The sequence below is a fragment of the Alteromonas ponticola genome (assembly GCF_012911815.1).
Lineage (GTDB): Bacteria > Pseudomonadota > Gammaproteobacteria > Enterobacterales > Alteromonadaceae > Alteromonas > Alteromonas ponticola.
The window spans coordinates 38,078-55,572 of the sequence record NZ_JAATNW010000007.1; the positions used below are offsets into that span (position 1 = coordinate 38,078).

A 17,495-nucleotide genomic window follows, 5' to 3' on the forward strand; every position below is an offset into this window, starting at 1 on the left:
ATTTGACAGACAGTTGTTTGCGCACAGCAGTAATTAATCTAGATCGTCTCTTTCGGAGTGACGCTGTGAACCTAGTTCTAGAAAATCTGAAGATGGTTTGCTTTCGAGGCAGCTATCCCAAGTTTTATTCGTTTTTTCTTGCTTGATTAGCTCAATTGCTACCAACTAATTGTGCACATACGCCTGCACAAATCAACGGCAATTGTAGCTCGTTCGTAAAAGGAGCTACCCACTCAATTGTTGAACAGCCCGTTGACCAATTAAACGTGAAGCAGGATGTTGCGCAAACTAAAACAACTCAACAAGCTGTAGTGGCATAGTGGATTTGGCCAATATGCTTAAATCTGTCGAGGATCCAGCACTCGAAAATGCGTTTAGTTACTACATGGAAGCCGCAAAAGCCGCCCACATGTAGTTCAACGACTCAACATTAAGTGAAGCAAAAAAGTCTCGTTTACTGGATGTCAATCTAGCGAATAAGAAACAAAAGATGTGTCAGGTTCGTGAGGAGGTAATCAGTTTAGTGCAACAAGGGTATGCCTCTGGCGTGAATACTCCAGAATATTGCCGTTAAATTATTAAGCCCCGATTAGGTGATGGGCCCCCCTACTGGTGTTTATCTTCAACTACTTCGAGCGCACTTGAACTTTCACAGCACAGTTGCTCTTCTGGAGCGTCAACTTGCGAATCTGCAATTCTTTTGAATCGTAGATAAAAATATGCGGAGCACAATCCCCAAAGAAGAAAATAGCCAAGCTGTTTCTCCACTATCAAAATTGTTAATTTATCGTACCAGAGTAGAAAAACTGTTTGCTCCCATAGCATTGGAGTCGCTGAATACGGCAAAAGATAATATGCGTTATCAATAAACGCCCCCAAAATAAGTATCAGTGTTATCCCAGCGATTGCTGAAGCAATTTTGCGCTCTGTATCACTGACATCGGGTGACCGCAGTGCCGGTAAAATTAACGCCAATAGTATTATTCCTATCGCCATATCGATGAAGTCGTAAGCACCACCAGCTGATGCAACTGATATCGCTCCACCCAAGCCAGTTGCATAAAGCGCAAACTGCTCTGTGCCGATATTATTTTTGTTTTCCATTCGCTATTTTTCCCTTGTGGTTAGCGTTGAGAGGCTGGCCCAAACTTACTGTTTGAGAAGAATACTTGCATAATTAGGGGGAACTGTACAATATACCACCACAGTCACTTCGTTCCAAATATTTAGGCCAAGCATTTTACGTCCTTAGATGGACTGTTTGTTAGCTATTTACTACGCCGTTCATCCCAAGTTGTTGATTTGCAGCTAAATCTGATCCACTGTTTGCATTGAATTTGATCCACCATGTTGGTTAAATTAATGCCACATTTTTGCTGTGTTTACTAGTTATTCTTCCCCTTAGTTCGCTGTGATGATTGTTTAAACCGGTAGCTATCGTTACCCGTTTCAATGATATGGCAATGATGCGTTAGTTTGTCCAGCAAGGCGGTTGTCATCTTTGCGTCACCAAACACTTTCGACCATTCCGTGAAGTTGAGGTTGGTTGTGATGATGATGCTGGTTCGCTCGTAGAGCTTACTGAGCAGATGGAACAGCAAGGTGCCTCCCGCCTGACTGAACGGCACATAGCCAAGCTCGTCGAGGATAATGATATCGACAGAGGCAAGTCGGTTAGCTGTACGACCCACATGGCCTTGTAGTTTCTCCTGCTCCAATTGATTAACCAGCTCAATGGTAGAGAGGAAGCGAACTCTGAGGTGGTGGTGTTGAATTGCCTGCACACCTATAGCTGTAGCCAGATGCGTTTTACCGGTGCCAGGCCCGCCTACCAGAACGATATTCTGACAGTCCTGTACGAACTCACACCGATGTAGTCCTTTTACCAGCGTGGTGTCCACGGTGCTTTCAGTAAAGTCAAAGCCATATAAATCGCGATAGGCGGGGAATCTGGCTGTTTTCATTTGATACGCGATGGAGCGTACTTCCCGGTCGGAGACTTCTGCTTTTAGTAAGGTGGTGAGAATAGGCAGCGCTTGCTGATAGGCGGGTGAGTTCTGCGCCGATAGCTCCTGTATACTTTGCATCATGCCATGAAGTTTAAGCGTTTTAAGGGTATGGATTAATGCTTCAATGTGCATATTTGGTGCCTCTCAACTGTTCATAACGGGCTGTATCTACGGTAGGCTCGATGGTTAATTTCAGTCGGTTATCCAGTGGCACTGGCTCCGGGGTTTGCGGCTGTAGTAACCGATTGAGGCAGTTAATAATATGCGGCTTAGATGTTAGCCCGGCTTTGAGTGATTCAGTGATGGCTTGTTCAACCAACCCCTCATCGTGATGCAACACTAGTGACAGGATATCCACCATGTCACGGTCACCACCAGTACGCTTTAACCATTGTGATTGCAATTGACTGAAGGCTTCCGGCAGGGTTTCGAACGGTGCACCATTGCGTAGTGCACCGGGTTTACGCTGGGCGACAAGCAGGTAATGTTTCCAGTCATACACTGTATGACCCGGATGGTTATGGTCACGACTAAATACACGGTTATGCTCTGCAACCTGCTTCCCTTCGGCAATACACACCAGTTTGACAGGATACACATGTAAACTGACTAAGCGATTAGCATAGCTGGCTGGAACGCTGTATTTGTTACGCTCGAACATGACAAGACAGGTTGATGATACACGTTTGGTCTGTTCGATAAAGCCATCGAACGGTGCCGTAATCGCCATTAGGTGCGACTGCTCCGACTGCCAGATTTGTTCTACGGTTTGTTTTGCGTACTCCGGGTGAAGTTGGTTTTGCCACTGCTGGCGGCAAGCGTCTTCCAACCATCCATTCAGTGCATCAAGCGAGTCAACCCTAGGCAGGCTATTCCACAGAGTATTGCGGCTGTCTTGGACATACTTCTCTACCTGGCCTTTTTCCCATCCAAGGCATGATACGGACAATCAGTTATTAGCTTTTGAAAGAAATTTACGAGTGATTACCAGACATTTAATCACGATGAAATATATTTTTGTTAAATCGACAGGCTGAAGGGTTTTTAATTTTAAGCTATATGCGAAATGCAAATTGGGTTGTTAAAGCTAGGTTAGATCGCTTTACTTTCGTTGCTGACGAACTTACTTTTTTCTCACATTTCACCCCCTCAATAAGGCTATAAGCACAATATTGATATTTGCCCTTTTTCTGTTATCTTCAATAACGTCTGTATAAAAAATACCCACAACCTTGCAAGGGAACTGTCATGAAACTATACATTCTCGCAACATTACTAATTTCGCTCTCATCAGTTAGTGGCTCGCTATCCGCAAGCGACTCACCAAATATTATCGAGATTGAATATAATGGGGTTAAATCGAACGTTGTTAGTGTTCCGATTAACCAAAGCGGCCTCATTGGGCAAGAAGGCTTAAAGAGAACTTGCGGACAAAGACAAGCAGAATTTAATCAGCTTAGAGAAATTATTCTGGCAGCAAAACAACTTTCAGAGGTGGAGGGTAAACGGCAATATTTTGCTATAGCTCATGGCTCAGAAGATGTATTTTTTAGTCGCTATAGGAGCATGGGTGTCAGGATAAGCAAGTTTAATAGAGGTGCCGAACTACCTGAGAGTGGATTTGTGTTATGCATCCACTCTGACAACAAACAGCAATTACAAGGAAATAAAGCCGATTTATATGACACTCTCATGAACCTTGGTTTTGGTGGCATTAATATTGGTGACCAAAATCCATGGTTTAATCCCGCCAGCATCAGCACGGAAGACTATCCACCAGGGTCTATTACCTTCTTTCAGGTGGTCGGCGACGTTAAATTTTATGCCAAATTTTATAATCATGTTATTCAAAGCGTGAACGAGACAATCACGACCTTGCAAAACCACGTACCTTTAAATGAGAGGGAAGAATTTAATGCGCTTCTACCTGAAATCGCTAAATCAAAAGAGCATTTCACAATGGGAGTATCTCCTTCCATAGATGACAGCCCGATAGAGTTGGAGGATGGCTGGACCCTGCGAAATGCCCATACGGAGCAAAATGGAATTATCACTTCTTATACAATACAGAAATTTTATGAGAATGTTACCGCCGCACAATTAAAGGACTTGTACGCAGACAGAATTGGGCATCCAGCAATAGGCTCTAGCGGCGATAAATATGTAGTGTTTGAAAATGACCTTTCGCCAAAACAAATGCTGCACTACTTAAGTAAGAGTAAGCCTGAGGAGAAATATAAAATCCTTGTTCGCTTTAGAACTAACCAATCTCCAGAGGGGACTATGTTAATGGTTAGTGCAAGTTCCCAAACGCTTTTAAGTCAATCAGAAGAGAGGTCGAAAAGAAAACTTGAAGTCTTCTTGGATGATTACAAAAAGAAAGTGATGGCACAAAAAAGAAGTGATATTTCACTCTAAAGTAAGAAAGAGAAGGTCACCACACAGAAAAATACTTTGAGGGTTATTGATTTGTGCCAGGCAATTATAAGATTTAACACCTTATCTTCATTGCTTTTTAAGTCACTTTTCCGCTATGTTGGTAATGATGTCAATCAGTTTTTCCACGAACGATGCCATTGCTTCACTCTCTTTTCTCTCAGATTAGCGGATTCCATATCCGAGAATTGTTCAAGGTACATTAATTTGGTCAGATTATACTTAGTACTGAAGACTTGAATTGGTTTATTCCTATGCAGGCAAACTCTCATCAGCAGGTTGCTAGTAACACCGATATAAACTGTCGTGAGTATTTGTAACAATGTAAATAGCTGGCGACTTCAATCTCAAGCTCCGTTTGAGTAGTGTAATCAAAGATTAAAATGCTTGATGAATTGAATAAAGTACTGTTTAAGAGCAGTCAGGTAGCCTAGGGAGGTTGCGGCCTGCGCCGCAATGACCTCAGTTTTCTAGGTTCACCAAGGTCTGCTTTACGTACACAAGAGACTGTCAGTTTTGATCTCGCTCTGTTTTAAAGTTGCCAGATTAAATAACAACTAACCGACCTAAGCCAATCGACCTAAACTACCAAAATAAATCTGTATGATTACTTAATCATGACTCTAACAGCGCTATCACCTAGATTTTTTGAAGAAGTGTTTTCCTCTGTATCCAAATTGAAAACTCTGTTGCGAGAAAGAAATTTTGACAACAGGAATGACTATCCGCTTACAAATTCAAATTAAATGATATCGTTATCGATTTTTGCGTTCTGGGGCTTTGAGACTATACCATCGTCGATAGTGTACGCTCCTTTAATGGACACTATCCCTTCATCAACGAAATATTGATTTTTAATTTCTAAGGCCAACACAGCAGATTTTGAAATTATGTCATCATTCATATTGGTCATAAGATAATACTCAATTTGTAGGGTATAGAAGCACTTTACTAGCTTGTGATTTTCGCGCAAGTTGCATATTGCGGGAAAATTTGTTACTACTCTTAAAATGCTGATTTTATTTATTATTTAACTTTTTATGTCAGCATGTTTACGCATAACCACCAGCCCCGATTGCCTCTATATAACTAACGAGGACATCGAATTGATTGTTTTCAATCGCCACTTTTGCTGTGCAGCCTAATGGAGGAAGGTTCACTTCTTGATACCATTTCTCCGCATTCTCTCTGCTTCCTGCCCAGTGCTCTACGAGTGTGAGAATTTTTTCGCGTTGCTCGTCTTTGGTCATTTCGCTGCTCTTTAAAATATTTTATTTAGCGTAGCCCAAAATGAGGAATTTTTGGGTGTAGATATATCGTTAAGTTTTGCCCTCTCATTATCCTGAATAGCAGCTATACACCACAAACAACATTCCGCTTGAACACTTTTTTTACCTATATTGATTGTATCCATGGGCTGTACTTGATTATTCGAAACATCACCTAAATCAGAGAATGCAACTCTACTTGAGGTAGAAGTAACTTAGATTTCAGTGGTTGGGGCCATTTAATACGGGATTCATCTTGTGTTTGATGGTGAACATCAAATGGTACAATCCAAAGTCGCAAATCATCAGAATATTTAAAAGAATATGGTAATGGCTCTTTAAATTTTGAGTTCATCGGGTAGATCAGAATTAAATCGCCACTACCTTTTAAATATTTATGGCCATATGCAAACATTTGATAGAGATCAGCTTGGGCCAACATAAACTTATCTGAGCCATTGTTTTTGCTGGCATCGATTAATTTCCACTTTGTATCCATCACGAAAACAAGTTTTTCATTTTGATAAACCGCAATATCTGGCTTTAACTTAAACATACGCTGCGTGTTGAAATGGACGAGATACGTTGTCTGTAGTTGCCCTTTAACATTCATAAACGCAGGCAAAATTATCTGTAAAACTCGTTCAACGTAACTTTCAAAAATTGACTCCAATGGAAATAGTAATGAGAAAGCATTTGCTCGACCTTGCATTGATAATGGCGATACGCCCCTGAGGACCATTTCTGCCCAAGCAACAGCAGGCTTATAATACTCCATCCCTCTATTCACGCCCGTATGCAATGCCTCGCTATAATCATAACTCGTCAATTTACCAACATCGTTGAAAGCGAATTCTAATTCTCTTGCTAGCCGCTGATTTTGCTGTGACCTTGTAAATGACAAAACCTTTTGAAGAGCTCCCTTAATCAAACGGTTAGCAGGGATGTCAGGCTTGAACTCATCATATTCGACGCAAAATTTTTGTCGCTGTATGAGATTACGTTTCAATTGATCAGCGACTTGCAGTTTTCCTTTTAAATAGAAAAGATTATCAAATTTATTTATGTAATCGCGCTTAATACCGCGCTTCACAACCGTGTTAACTGATGATAAAAACTGCGCGACAAACACCTCCAATAAAGGCATTTTCTGTTCCATCACATTTGCTAAATTACTCTGAATGTGTCGAAACTCTCCCAAGGAGCGTAACATGTTCAGTAACGCTAAGCGTGACTCCACAAGTCCATTCTCATGCTCAGTTAATTTGGCTACCTTGGGTAAAATTTCTATCTGAAAGCCATCGGGTGTAATAAGCACGCCAACGTAATTTTGGAATTGCAATACTTCGCAGCCACCTAGACTTTTCAGGCGCAATATTTGTGAATGCTGGCTATCATCTAAGCTCAATAACCGCAGAAATCGATAGGCTGATTCAGGCACTACGCTGACATTATCTTTAAAACCAGTATTTTCACCCGAACAGATATAACCAAATTCAAATACTTGTATGAACCTTTCCATTTTATATCACAATTCAGATTGCGCTGAGTAAATATGAATATAAGTAGCGGGATTATCCCAGACGTTGCTCGTAGACGGTGAAATCGCAAAAGATTTCGTTTCGGTCACGTAATTATCCAGTCCGTGGTTGGCTCCAAACAACTCATCATATTTATATGAAGTCTCCGTAATGAACTGAAGCTCATCTTGCTTCTGGTTATCGCCGAGTACCAAGCGTATCTTGTTCCAATCTTCGAAAAAATATTCTTCTAGTAGCGGAAGAACTCTCTTTTGTACTACTTCTTGAAGATTTTTGAATGCTGCCTCTTCTCCTTTATCTTTAAGAGCCTCGCTTACAGGTATAAAGAATGCGTGACCCAGTGTATGCTCTCTATCATATAGTGCTTCGATACGCATATTGATGGTTTCTAAGAGTCGTTTCAAAGAGATACCTTTTACATATAGGTCAGTCAGCGTATTGTAGTCCGGCATCATCTCAATAAACTCAAACCTACGACGCAACGCGGTATCCATCATCGCAAGAGAGCGGTCCGCTGTATTCATCGTCCCGATTAGGTATAAGTTATTGGGAACGGTAAAAGGATCACCTGAATAGGTAAGAGAAACTTCAATAGCTTCATTACTTGCACCAAACGAACGTTTGCTTTCCTCGATCAAAGTAATTAACTCGCCAAAAATTTTTGAAATATTTCCTCGGTTTATTTCATCTATTATCAACACATAGTTTTGCGCTGGTTGATAAGCAGGAACGTTGCTAACTAGTGTTTTTAAATGCTCAACCAGAGGGAGGTAATAAACATTCAATCCTCCTTTAATGACCTTTGTGCCATTAAACACCTCTCTGAGCGTCTTAATGGCTAAAGTGTGTTTACTGCTCCCTTGTGCTTTCTCGAAATGAATGGTGGTATCTGTCACTTCCGTTATACGAAAGGATGACTTCTTTGTTGGAATAGTCACTCCTTGGTCATCATCAAAGGTGTCTAAGAAAATTTCCCAACTGGCTTCAAACCCGACGCGCCCACTCTGAAATGACTTAGCCAAGTTGTTAGCCGCACTTGTACAAATGCGTTTAAACACTCCAGATTGAACTTCGTAACTAATATTGCCGTCCTCTGAAACAGCCTTTAGGCCTTCAATAAACTCTTCGTAGCCGTAACTTTGGTGAAATGTGACAAATTGAATGCGTTTTTGAGCTACCAATTGATCATACTTATCTTTTAACTCAGCGCGGCTTTCCCACTTAAATGCAGGTTCAGCGGCCCTTACCGCAGCCTCAATACTGTAGTAGGTTTTTCCCGTGCCCGGTGGTCCATAAAATATTTGGTTGAGTGGCTGAGGGGAATACGGTACGACCTTTTTCTCTCGTACAGCTAAATCATTGGTTTTCGCAACCAGATTTAGCTCTTCTAACGCAATCATTAGATTAGGTTTCATCTGCCAAGTGAAGCCATTCTGATGCTCCTCTCCGTCAGCCACGAGCTGCCACCATCCAGTAAAGCGGTTGCGAATATCATCTTTTTCTATATCAAAAAAACGAGCAATTCGTTTGCTTAATCTGCCAATAATCCCATTCACGGCGGCGTGGCTTTTTAGGCTCAATGCCTTTGCTAACTGAGAACTTGTCGCCTTGGCTTCGGGTAATTGATACAATCCCTTTAGCACACTTAAGCTCTCATCATTAAGCACATCTGCACTATTTAACGCTGCTTTATACTGCTGTACAGTTAAATCCAGCGGCTCTACCTTTTGCGCAGAAATTTCCTTTTTAACTATGCCATCTTTGATATCAGACTCAGCTTTGAGCATCTCGACCAAGTTCCAAACTGCGACATTAATTTTTAAATCGTCCACATCAGCCGGAACATTTGCTCGAAGTGCAGCTTTTAGTTCTATGTTATTATCAAACCAATTACCATCGAGTGTTAAACCCAACTCAAAATGCGTATTGATAAATTGGGCGACATTATTGAAATCCTCTTCTTTCACACAAGAAGTTAATTTATCCGACATATAAGCGGCAAATACGCGGTTTAATAATGCCCGGTACGCAAAACGAAAGACACCTTCACTTTTCAGTTGTTCAATGGCAGCTACGGATTTAGCGTAAGTTTCAGAACTTGGATTTTGGCGAATTTGTTCTGTGAGAGTTCTTAAAGTTTCCTTTGCTGAAGTAAATTCAATTTTAGACGTGTTGCCTTGCATGAGGCTAGAAACGGCATTGTCCCGTTTAAACCAAAGTAACTCTAAGATTTCATCGTTAATCGGTGATGATTTAACCTTTTCAACGGTTTCCTTATAGGCGGGATACCACCTACTTTCGCCAACTTGCTCATATACGAAGCATTCAGAAATCATTTCTGGAATCGAATTGAATTGCGGCATGTATTATTCCTTTACTAATTATTGTTAGTTCCTAGTTTTTAGACATATTCAAGCTACTGATAATACAGCTTTTAATCTTCAACAGGTTTCAGGGCTCCTTTTGTACCATGCTTTTAACTTCAGTAGTATAGTCTTTCAATTCAACCATCTATTTTAAGTTTTAAATGAGTACTTGGGCGGTAGATTGTCACTTTTTCACTGACATTGAGAAGGAAGTCTTTTGCATTATTAGGAAATGGCTAGGGTTTCAGACGTGATTCAGACTTAGTTTTCAACCTATACAATACTCTTACTCCACCGTTATCAGTACGTTCGTCACGAACATCAAACACTTCAGAAGCTATGACGAGGCTTTTAAGCGTTTTATGACCATAGGTTTGTTTCAAAAGAGTAATTTCCTCTGAAGCATGTTGTTTCAATAATTGGCCTGCAATACTCAACAGAGTCCAGCCGTCATCGCGATGCACCTGCTCCGCAATTTCTTGAAGTAAAACGACTAGCCTGCTTCCTTGAATAAACTGCAATTCAAGATTCTTTTTACCTTCTTCAGAGCTGATAAAGGCAAGCAAATTTTTTCTTCCTTCATCGAGTGACTTTACGATCATACTTAAATTGTTAATTTCATGTCGTACTGTTTCACTTTGCGCATCGAGTTTCCGAGCTATTTCTTGGCAGCTATCAGGTGAGTCAGGCTTAAAATACGGTAGAAAATGATGAACCAGTTCGTTGCGTTCATTAACCAATCTGGATAAGGCGACTTTCTTTGTTTCAAAGTACGCTGAATCACTACTTATTCGGAACTTGAATGAAATGTGAGCTTCGTCCTTGTCGGCGAAAACTTCATCTTCCGTGTCCGATGCGTCATGTATATCGTCAATGTACTGACTTACAAGCTTTCCCAAGGTCTGCGTGCTTACAGTTTCAACTTGTTTTGCTCTCTTAGCGTGAAAATTTCCGATATGACCGGAGATGTTTCCATTTAGTACGATGTGCTTTAGCAAGTATTCTAGTTGTTGGAAGAGCAGCATATTTCTTCCGATCTTTTGTTGGACCTCATTGACTGAGACTTTAACCAATATAATCCCTCCGTTTATAAGTTCATCTTAAACCGACATGTAATCTCAATCATAAATTAAATACAGTATTTACGATATGGAGCAAACTGAATAAGAAGTTGAGTTTTGGTAAAGCTAGGCGTATTGTAAATAGCGCAACAACAAGCCGAATGTTTAATCTTTGTATTTAAGGATACCTTCACTGCTCACCTAGGTTTGCGGCTATGTCGAAAAATTCTAACTGTTATTTGGAATTGAACATTTTTTCTAACAGTTAATTGAGTTTATCAAAATCTCTATTTGCGTTTTCTTACCACAATCCCTTATTTCGCAGGGGATTCATTTCTAGCGCTAGAATGTAGTTGCCATCAATGGTGGTGAAAATGCTGCAGCGACTTAAGCGCCCATGGTCACTTAATTGTGTGTAAGCAAGTTAAATGTAATCCAGAAGTATTCCCCATCAGTAATCATCGTTAATAAGCTATTACTCTAATAACCTGGAGCATTACGTTAATGGAACGCAATCTACTCGTATTGATACCTTCTTCAATTTTTCTTGCGGCGTGCGGTGGTGGCGGCTCTGATTCGTCCGCCCCTGAGCCAGAGCCAACTAACTACACGGTCACGGCTACAGCTGATGAAGGCGGCACAATTTCTCCTGGTTCAGCTACCGTGCTTACAGGTGGCTCAACTACGTTCACCGTCACACCTGATAACGGCTTTGAAATTAAAAACGTGACTGGTTGTGGCGGCACATTAGAAGGTTCGGAATATACTACAGGTGCAATTAGAAGCGCCTGCTCTATTACCGCGCGATTTGATCCAATTCAAATTATGGTCTCTGGCACCGTAAGTGGCCTTAATGGTGAAATTACGTTGAAACTGGACAACAAAACGCAAAAACTGTCTGAAGACGGAAATTTTGAATTTAGTGTCAACCAGTTTACAGATTTTAATATAACGATCGCCAATGAACCAGACAGCCAGAATTGTGCTATCGAAAACGGTGAACAGACGGCATCGGAAGATATCGATAATGTGGTGGTGACGTGTGAAAACAAGGTCACAGCGGCTGCCGCAATAGACGCGGTCGCAGATTTCAGATTTAAGCTGTGTCTGGAAGACACTATCGAAGAAGAATATGCACAAGATGTAGAAGTGATAAACTGTGCAGGCAGACAGATAACCGATATTACCGGTATTGCTGCGTTCACGTCCCTTGAAGAGCTAAATATCGAGTCGAACGCGTTAACCTCGCTAGATCTGACTAATAATCGTCGCTTGCAACGTGTTAACGCATGGTCAAATGCCTTGACGTCGATTGATGTCTCCCGGGTGCACAGTTTAAGAAGCCTGAAAGCCTATGAGAATGAGCTCGACAGTATTGACTTATCTACCAACATTCGTCTTGAAGTGCTTAATATCAGTTTCAATAATCTCACTGGGATTGATCTGGAAAGAAATGAAAGCCTGGTTGATTTGTCCGTATCGAATAATAACCTGACAACGCTGGATATTACTCCCAATACCGCCCTCACCTTCCTGCATGCTGGTGCTAATGCGCTAACAGAAATTGATTTATCTGCAAATACTGCGCTTAAAACGGTTTACCTGTCTAGCAATAACCTTAGTAGTCTGGATGTAAGCAACAACACCGATTTAAGAGGGTTAAGTGCCAGCAGCAATAGCCTTGGCGGTGCGGGTGCCACCGTTGATTTGTCTAACAACCCTGAACTGGTGGAACTCAGGCTTTCTGGTAACGGTTTAAGCACTATCGATTTACAAAATAATACTAAACTGACCACATTGGACCTGCCAGACAATAACTTTTCAACGCTCGATATATCAGCCAATACCGCTTTGACCTCGCTGAATCTCATGGACAATATATTTACCACTGTGGATGTCAGCGCGAATACTGCGCTTACCACGCTAACGCTGGATGGCAACGGGTTGACTACTATTGATATCTCTAACAACAGCGCTTTGAACTATTTAAGCATTAACAATAACCTGTTGAATGCAATAGATGTGTCCAATAACCCAGGGCTGTCTACCCTATTGTTAACAAACAATAATCTGACCGTTGTGCCCACCGGGCTATCAGGAATTACGAATACACAAGCGACTATCGATTTGCTGCAAAACGAGTTTACGGCATCGGAAGAAAGCCAGCTTGATGTATTGGTCAACACCTATCCAAACCTTGTCTACGATGATGACAATCCATAAGGATTGCAAAAGGGGCTAACAGTTAGCCCCTTTTTTATTGGGCTTTTTGAATTTTATTATCTTCGGAAGGCGGCACTTCTTTTTCATCAGGGGAATGATCCGCGACATAAGCGCCCCGCTCTCCTTTTGGCGCTGGTTTTCCTGAGGTGCTGTCTTTTTCGGTCTGGTATTCCATGGCAGAATTCAATTCTGCGCCTATGAGAATGATGTAGGCACTTAGATAAAACCACATCAGTAAGATAATAATGCCACCGACAGATCCATAGGTTTTGTTGTACGAAGCGAATTCTTTCAAATAATAGGAAAAAGCAAACGAAAAAACGATCCAGAATACGGTGGCGACGACAGAACCAGGGGTTACCCAACGCCATTTTGCGCGCGAACGATGTGGGCTGTAGCGGTAAAGTGCTGCCAAGCCGGTGTTAAACATTAGCACTAAAATCGGCCAGGTTATCCAGTTGGCGGCCTGATCAGAAAGTTTATAACCCGACAATATGGTAATGACTTTCGGTAACACAGTGATAGAAACGAGTGCGACGATCACCGCAAGGATAATGGCCACTGTCAAAACCATTCTGGCGATAATCGACCCGATAAAACTGCGCCCTTCGGTTTCCGAATAGGTAATGTTACAGGCGGTGATCAATGCATTCGCTCCTTTACTGCTGCTCCACAGGGTTAGCAGTAAACTTACAATTACCCCGGTACCCAGCGCTTGGCTTGAATTGCCAATGAGGTGTTCTAATTGCTCTTCAAGTATGTACCTGCTTTCCTGTGGTAAAAATGTGATCAGAAAGTTCATGTGTTCTGCAAGTTGATCAGGCGTAACAATAAGCCCATACAACGATATTAAACCGGCCAGGAACGGAAATATGGCTAGCAAAAAATAAAATCCGACGCCTGCAGCGATAAGCGATAAATTATCCTGTTGCATCTTTGAATAGGTTCGCTTACCAATTCGCCACCAGGCGCGCGGAGAAAACTCGATTGCTGAATCAGCGTGGCTTGCAGACTTTTTGCTCATCAGTGAATCCATAATGTACGATTTCAGATATCAGTTCGGTACGGGCAAATTATTTAAAAAGCCTTATACGATGTTTTAAAAATAACCGATAAATCAATTGCATCTTAGCAGATGCACACTGAATAACTTATCCCGGTCCTGCCATACCTTAACGGATTGAAAACCCGCCTCTGAAGCCAGTTCAGCAAACCCGGGTAATGAATATTTGTAAGAGTTCTCAGTGTGAATTGACTCGCCTTTCTCGAAACGAAAAAGCTCACCATCAATAACAACCACCTGATCTTCTTTACTGAATAAATGCATCTCTATGCGGCTCTCAGCTTCATTCCAGATCGACGCATGACGAAATTTGTCTGGGTTGAAGTTTGCATCCAATTCGCGGTTCAATCTTATCAGCAGGTTCTTATTGAACGCTGCTGTGATCCCCTGGGGATCGTTATAGGCCGACTCCAGCACTGCCGTATCTTTAATTAAATCTATACCGATAAGTAACTCACCTCCCTGACCCACCAGCTGCCTTATTTGCTTAAGCAGGCAAGATGCTTCTGCGGGGGTAAAATTGCCGATGCTGGAACCGGGAAAAAACGCCGTGCGCTTACCCTCGATCTCCATCGGTAATTGCCACGGAGCAGAGAAATCCACGCACACAGCATGCACATCAAGCCAGTCGAAATCTTCAGCAAGAACGGTAGCGGCATTGATCAAATGCGCTTTTGAGATATCCATGGCGACATACGCTTTGGGTTTTAGCGCATTCAGTAATGTACGTATTTTCGTGCTGCTACCACTCCCTAATTCCAGCAAAATGGCGCGTTCCCCTATCAATGCGGCAATCTCGTCACCAAACTCTTGCAGCAACCCGATTTCGGTTCTGGTCACATAGTATTCCGGTAATTCGCAAATTTGATCGAAAAGCTGCGAGCCGTTCTGGTCGTAGAAGTATTTTGGTGAAAGTGATTTGGGGGTGGAAGATAATGCTGTAATTACATCTGCACGGATATCATCCTTCGGGGGGTAAAGGTCATAAAATTCAATAGCGGGTCGGGGTAACACGGCTTCAGATTTCATAGTTTTCTCGCAATAGATTTGGTGTTATTCAACGAGTCGGATACCACTAAACTGCCATCGGTCTTTGGGGTAAAAAAAGTTGCGATAAGACGACCGAATGTGATCCGCGGGGGTGGCACATGAGCCCCCTTTCAATACCATTTGGTTACACATGAATTTGCCATTGTATTCACCCACTGCCCCTGCCATTGGCTGGTATCCGGGATAGGGTAAATACGCTGATTGCGTCCATTCCCAACAACTACCAAATAATTGTGACAGCTGCGTTAAACTGCCCGCTGAAGCTGGGTGAAAAATGGGCTGCTCCCCCTCGATAAGTAGCTGTTCGTCACCTTCAGTTTCTGTCGTGGTTTTTGCATACTCCCATTGGGATTCGGTGGGCAGCTTTTTGCCCGCCCATCGTGCGAACGCTTCCGCTTCATAATAGCTGACATGGGTCACAGGGCTTGCCGGTAATAGCGGCGCAAGTCCGTGAAGTGTATATTCATGCCACTGCTCATCATGTTTCTGCCAGTACAACGGAGCGGACCAGTCTAGTTGTTGCTTCATTTGCCAGCCGTCTGATAACCACAACAACGGATCGTGGTATCCGCCATCGTCAATAAACTGTAAAAACTCTTCGTTTGTAATTAATCGGTTGGCCATTTTGAACGGTGGCACAATCACCTCATGTACCGGCGTTTCATTATCAAAATGAAACCCGTCATCGCTAAATCCCTGGCGAATGGTGGCATGCTTAAATGCAGTCCAGTTTAGCGCTGAATTGGCGTTTTCGGCGTTGGTTAGAGGTATATCGCAGTAGACAGGTAAGAGCGGATTGGCAGAAAAGCTGAACTTAATGTCGGTTAACATCAGCTCCTGATGTTGCTGTTCGTGATGAAGACCTAACTCGATGAGCGCAAGGATATCTGGTTGGTGAAGGGTTTCGATAAGCCTCATCATGGCGTCATCTACCCTCTTTCGATAGCTTTCGACCTGCTCTAACGTGGGCCGGGACAGAAGCCCTCTGTGGGGGCGCTGAAACTGCGGCCCTACTCCCTGGTAATAGGAGTTAAACAGACGTTCAAACTCAGGGTGATATGCTTGATATCCGGGACTGTGTGGTTTTAGCAAGAAGGTTTCGAAAAACCAGGTAGTATGCGCCAGATGCCATTTAGGTGGCGAAACTTCAGCAGCAGCCTGCAGCCCGTAATCTTCAATTAAAAGCGGCTTACACAGCCACAACGACATCTGCCGTACACGCTGATAGCGTCTTTGAAGGCGTTGATGTGCAGTCAGTTCAGAAAAAGAAACAGTGTCTTTCATGTGTGTACGATGCTTGATTATTAGTCTACTTTTTACATGTTAATTGTTCGTTATTACTTTTAACCCGTCATCTGACAGGTTTAGGCCCGCGCTGGCGTGCTCGTCGGACTAAATAGCCCGGTGTCAGAGTAATGACGCTCAATCAAATTTTTATGCAGCGTGCTTAGCACACTACGCCCGCTGATACCCAGTACTAAGCATGGTGGATTATTGAGAAGTTGCAAATTTATCCCATGAGGAATTATTAACTTTTACGACACGAACTTTATGCTGCAGCCAAGCGTATGAAATTTCATTCGATAATAGCGAAGGAGCTCACATGGTCTCAGAAATTACGGAACACCACGCCAAAACCTTAATTGCATTGATGGAACAAACCAGCAACTGGAAATTACATCCGGAAAAGCAACCGGCCTTTCGTTCAAGCGACGATGCTCAGAAGTATGTTGAAACTCATAACGAGCCTCTGTGTATAGAGATACCTGTGGTAGGCGCAGATAAAACGTTGTCAGTAAAAGTTACGTCCAGTGGCGAGGATATGGTGTTTACGCATATCAGTTTTGAGGAGCCAGTTGAAACGCGGGTGCATAGCTCCCACTTTAAACTTATTTCCAGCTCGGTTGCCGATATGCTAAATGCCAAGCTTCCTGACGGACAAAAAGTCTCGTCGTTCTAGGTTTTGCCTCACCAGGCTATCCAAGCACTGGCGCAGGGTTACATCAGGATCATTGACCAAACAATTGCCGCCAGAACCAGGCTCATAAACACGGCGGCAGAACCGATATCTTTTGCCTTTGCTATCAACACATGAATTTCGCTGCTGACCCTGTCCGCCAGCGCTTCCACCGCACTGTTAAGTAGTTCTGCAATCAGCACAATAAACAGGCTCATGATGAGTAAAATTCTTTCCACTACACTGACATCCACGAAACAGGCGATGGGGATCAGCACCACCATGGCAGCCAGTTCCTGTCGAAACGCGGGTTCACTGTAAAAAGCAGCCTTTAGTCCTTTCAGGGAATAAATAGTAGCGAAATATAAGCGAGGGAAACCAGTATGCTTTGAGGTCATAAGCTTGTTGTAAACCGCTTTATTATTGTTGGAAAAAGGGTTTTGTTAATGATGTATTGGTTAACAAGCTTACTTTAATCACAGCGGCGAAAAGAGGTCAACCACCTGTCATCAAAAAGTTCA

At 42.5% G+C, this 17,495-nt stretch carries 16 protein-coding genes; 3 read left to right on the forward strand and 13 right to left on the reverse strand.

Annotated elements, in window-relative coordinates:
* Positions 1–606 precede the first annotated feature (606 nt).
* From HCJ96_RS13305 to HCJ96_RS13315, 3 genes are all read right to left on the reverse strand, one after another.
* Entirely contained in the window at positions 607–1,104 is a 498-nt protein-coding gene (locus HCJ96_RS13305) for a hypothetical protein (protein WP_169211570.1), read from the reverse strand.
* Between the two features lie 281 nt (positions 1,105–1,385).
* On the reverse strand, positions 1,386–2,141 hold the full coding sequence (gene istB, locus HCJ96_RS13310) for an IS21-like element helper ATPase IstB (RefSeq protein ID WP_169211571.1): 756 nt from the start codon (positions 2,139–2,141) through the stop codon (positions 1,386–1,388).
* On the reverse strand, positions 2,131–2,958 hold the full coding sequence (locus HCJ96_RS13315; protein WP_169211572.1) for a Mu transposase domain-containing protein: 828 nt from the start codon (positions 2,956–2,958) through the stop codon (positions 2,131–2,133). Before HCJ96_RS13315 ends, istB begins: the two co-directional genes overlap by 11 nt.
* A gap of 299 nt (positions 2,959–3,257) precedes the next feature.
* On the opposite strand from HCJ96_RS13315, the gene HCJ96_RS13320 reads away from it, so the two are divergent.
* Entirely contained in the window at positions 3,258–4,427 is a 1,170-nt protein-coding gene (locus tag HCJ96_RS13320; protein WP_169211573.1) for a hypothetical protein, read from the forward strand.
* Positions 4,428–4,561: 134 nt separating this feature from the next.
* On the opposite strand, the gene HCJ96_RS13325 is transcribed toward HCJ96_RS13320, so the two are convergent.
* The 6 genes from HCJ96_RS13325 to HCJ96_RS13350 form a co-directional block, all read right to left on the reverse strand.
* The gene (locus HCJ96_RS13325) at positions 4,562–4,717 is read right to left on the reverse strand and encodes a GIY-YIG nuclease family protein (RefSeq protein ID WP_246261431.1); all 156 of its coding nucleotides are present in this window, start codon (positions 4,715–4,717) and stop codon (positions 4,562–4,564) included.
* A 470-nt stretch (positions 4,718–5,187) separates the two neighbouring features.
* Positions 5,188–5,358, reverse strand: coding sequence for a hypothetical protein (locus HCJ96_RS13330; protein ID WP_169211574.1), 171 nt, complete (start codon positions 5,356–5,358; stop codon positions 5,188–5,190).
* A gap of 139 nt (positions 5,359–5,497) precedes the next feature.
* Positions 5,498–5,695 (reverse strand): hypothetical protein, encoded by a 198-nt coding sequence (locus tag HCJ96_RS13335; RefSeq protein ID WP_169211575.1) that lies wholly within the window; start codon positions 5,693–5,695, stop codon positions 5,498–5,500.
* Positions 5,696–5,888: 193 nt separating this feature from the next.
* Positions 5,889–7,235: an McrC family protein gene (locus HCJ96_RS13340; protein ID WP_169211576.1), complete on the reverse strand. Its 1,347-nt coding sequence runs from the start codon at positions 7,233–7,235 to the stop codon at positions 5,889–5,891.
* Positions 7,236–7,241: 6 nt separating this feature from the next.
* Positions 7,242–9,617: an McrB family protein gene (locus HCJ96_RS13345; protein WP_246261413.1), complete on the reverse strand. Its 2,376-nt coding sequence runs from the start codon at positions 9,615–9,617 to the stop codon at positions 7,242–7,244.
* 239 nt (positions 9,618–9,856) lie between these two features.
* On the reverse strand, positions 9,857–10,693 hold the full coding sequence (locus HCJ96_RS13350; protein WP_169211577.1) for an OST-HTH/LOTUS domain-containing protein: 837 nt from the start codon (positions 10,691–10,693) through the stop codon (positions 9,857–9,859).
* A gap of 492 nt (positions 10,694–11,185) precedes the next feature.
* On the opposite strand from HCJ96_RS13350, the gene HCJ96_RS13355 reads away from it, so the two are divergent.
* Positions 11,186–12,904 carry an InlB B-repeat-containing protein gene (locus tag HCJ96_RS13355; RefSeq protein WP_169211578.1) on the forward strand — a complete coding sequence of 573 codons (1,719 nt, stop codon included), beginning with the start codon at positions 11,186–11,188 and terminating at the stop codon, positions 12,902–12,904.
* A gap of 34 nt (positions 12,905–12,938) precedes the next feature.
* On the opposite strand, the gene HCJ96_RS13360 is transcribed toward HCJ96_RS13355, so the two are convergent.
* The 3 genes from HCJ96_RS13360 to egtB all read right to left on the reverse strand — a co-directional run bounded on the left by HCJ96_RS13360 (position 12,939) and on the right by egtB (position 16,301).
* On the reverse strand, positions 12,939–13,928 hold the full coding sequence (locus HCJ96_RS13360) for a YihY/virulence factor BrkB family protein (RefSeq protein WP_169211579.1): 990 nt from the start codon (positions 13,926–13,928) through the stop codon (positions 12,939–12,941).
* Positions 13,929–14,021: 93 nt separating this feature from the next.
* The gene (egtD, locus tag HCJ96_RS13365; protein ID WP_169211580.1) at positions 14,022–14,996 is read right to left on the reverse strand and encodes an L-histidine N(alpha)-methyltransferase; all 975 of its coding nucleotides are present in this window, start codon (positions 14,994–14,996) and stop codon (positions 14,022–14,024) included.
* Between the two features lie 24 nt (positions 14,997–15,020).
* Positions 15,021–16,301 carry an ergothioneine biosynthesis protein EgtB gene (gene egtB / locus HCJ96_RS13370; RefSeq protein ID WP_169211581.1) on the reverse strand — a complete coding sequence of 427 codons (1,281 nt, stop codon included), beginning with the start codon at positions 16,299–16,301 and terminating at the stop codon, positions 15,021–15,023.
* Between the two features lie 319 nt (positions 16,302–16,620).
* On the opposite strand from egtB, the gene HCJ96_RS13375 reads away from it, so the two are divergent.
* Positions 16,621–16,977 carry a hypothetical protein gene (locus tag HCJ96_RS13375; protein ID WP_169211582.1) on the forward strand — a complete coding sequence of 119 codons (357 nt, stop codon included), beginning with the start codon at positions 16,621–16,623 and terminating at the stop codon, positions 16,975–16,977.
* Positions 16,978–17,015: 38 nt separating this feature from the next.
* On the opposite strand, the gene HCJ96_RS13380 is transcribed toward HCJ96_RS13375, so the two are convergent.
* Positions 17,016–17,372, reverse strand: a complete 357-nt coding sequence (locus HCJ96_RS13380; protein WP_169211583.1) for a diacylglycerol kinase — start codon at positions 17,370–17,372, stop codon at positions 17,016–17,018.
* Positions 17,373–17,495: the final 123 nt, after the last annotated feature.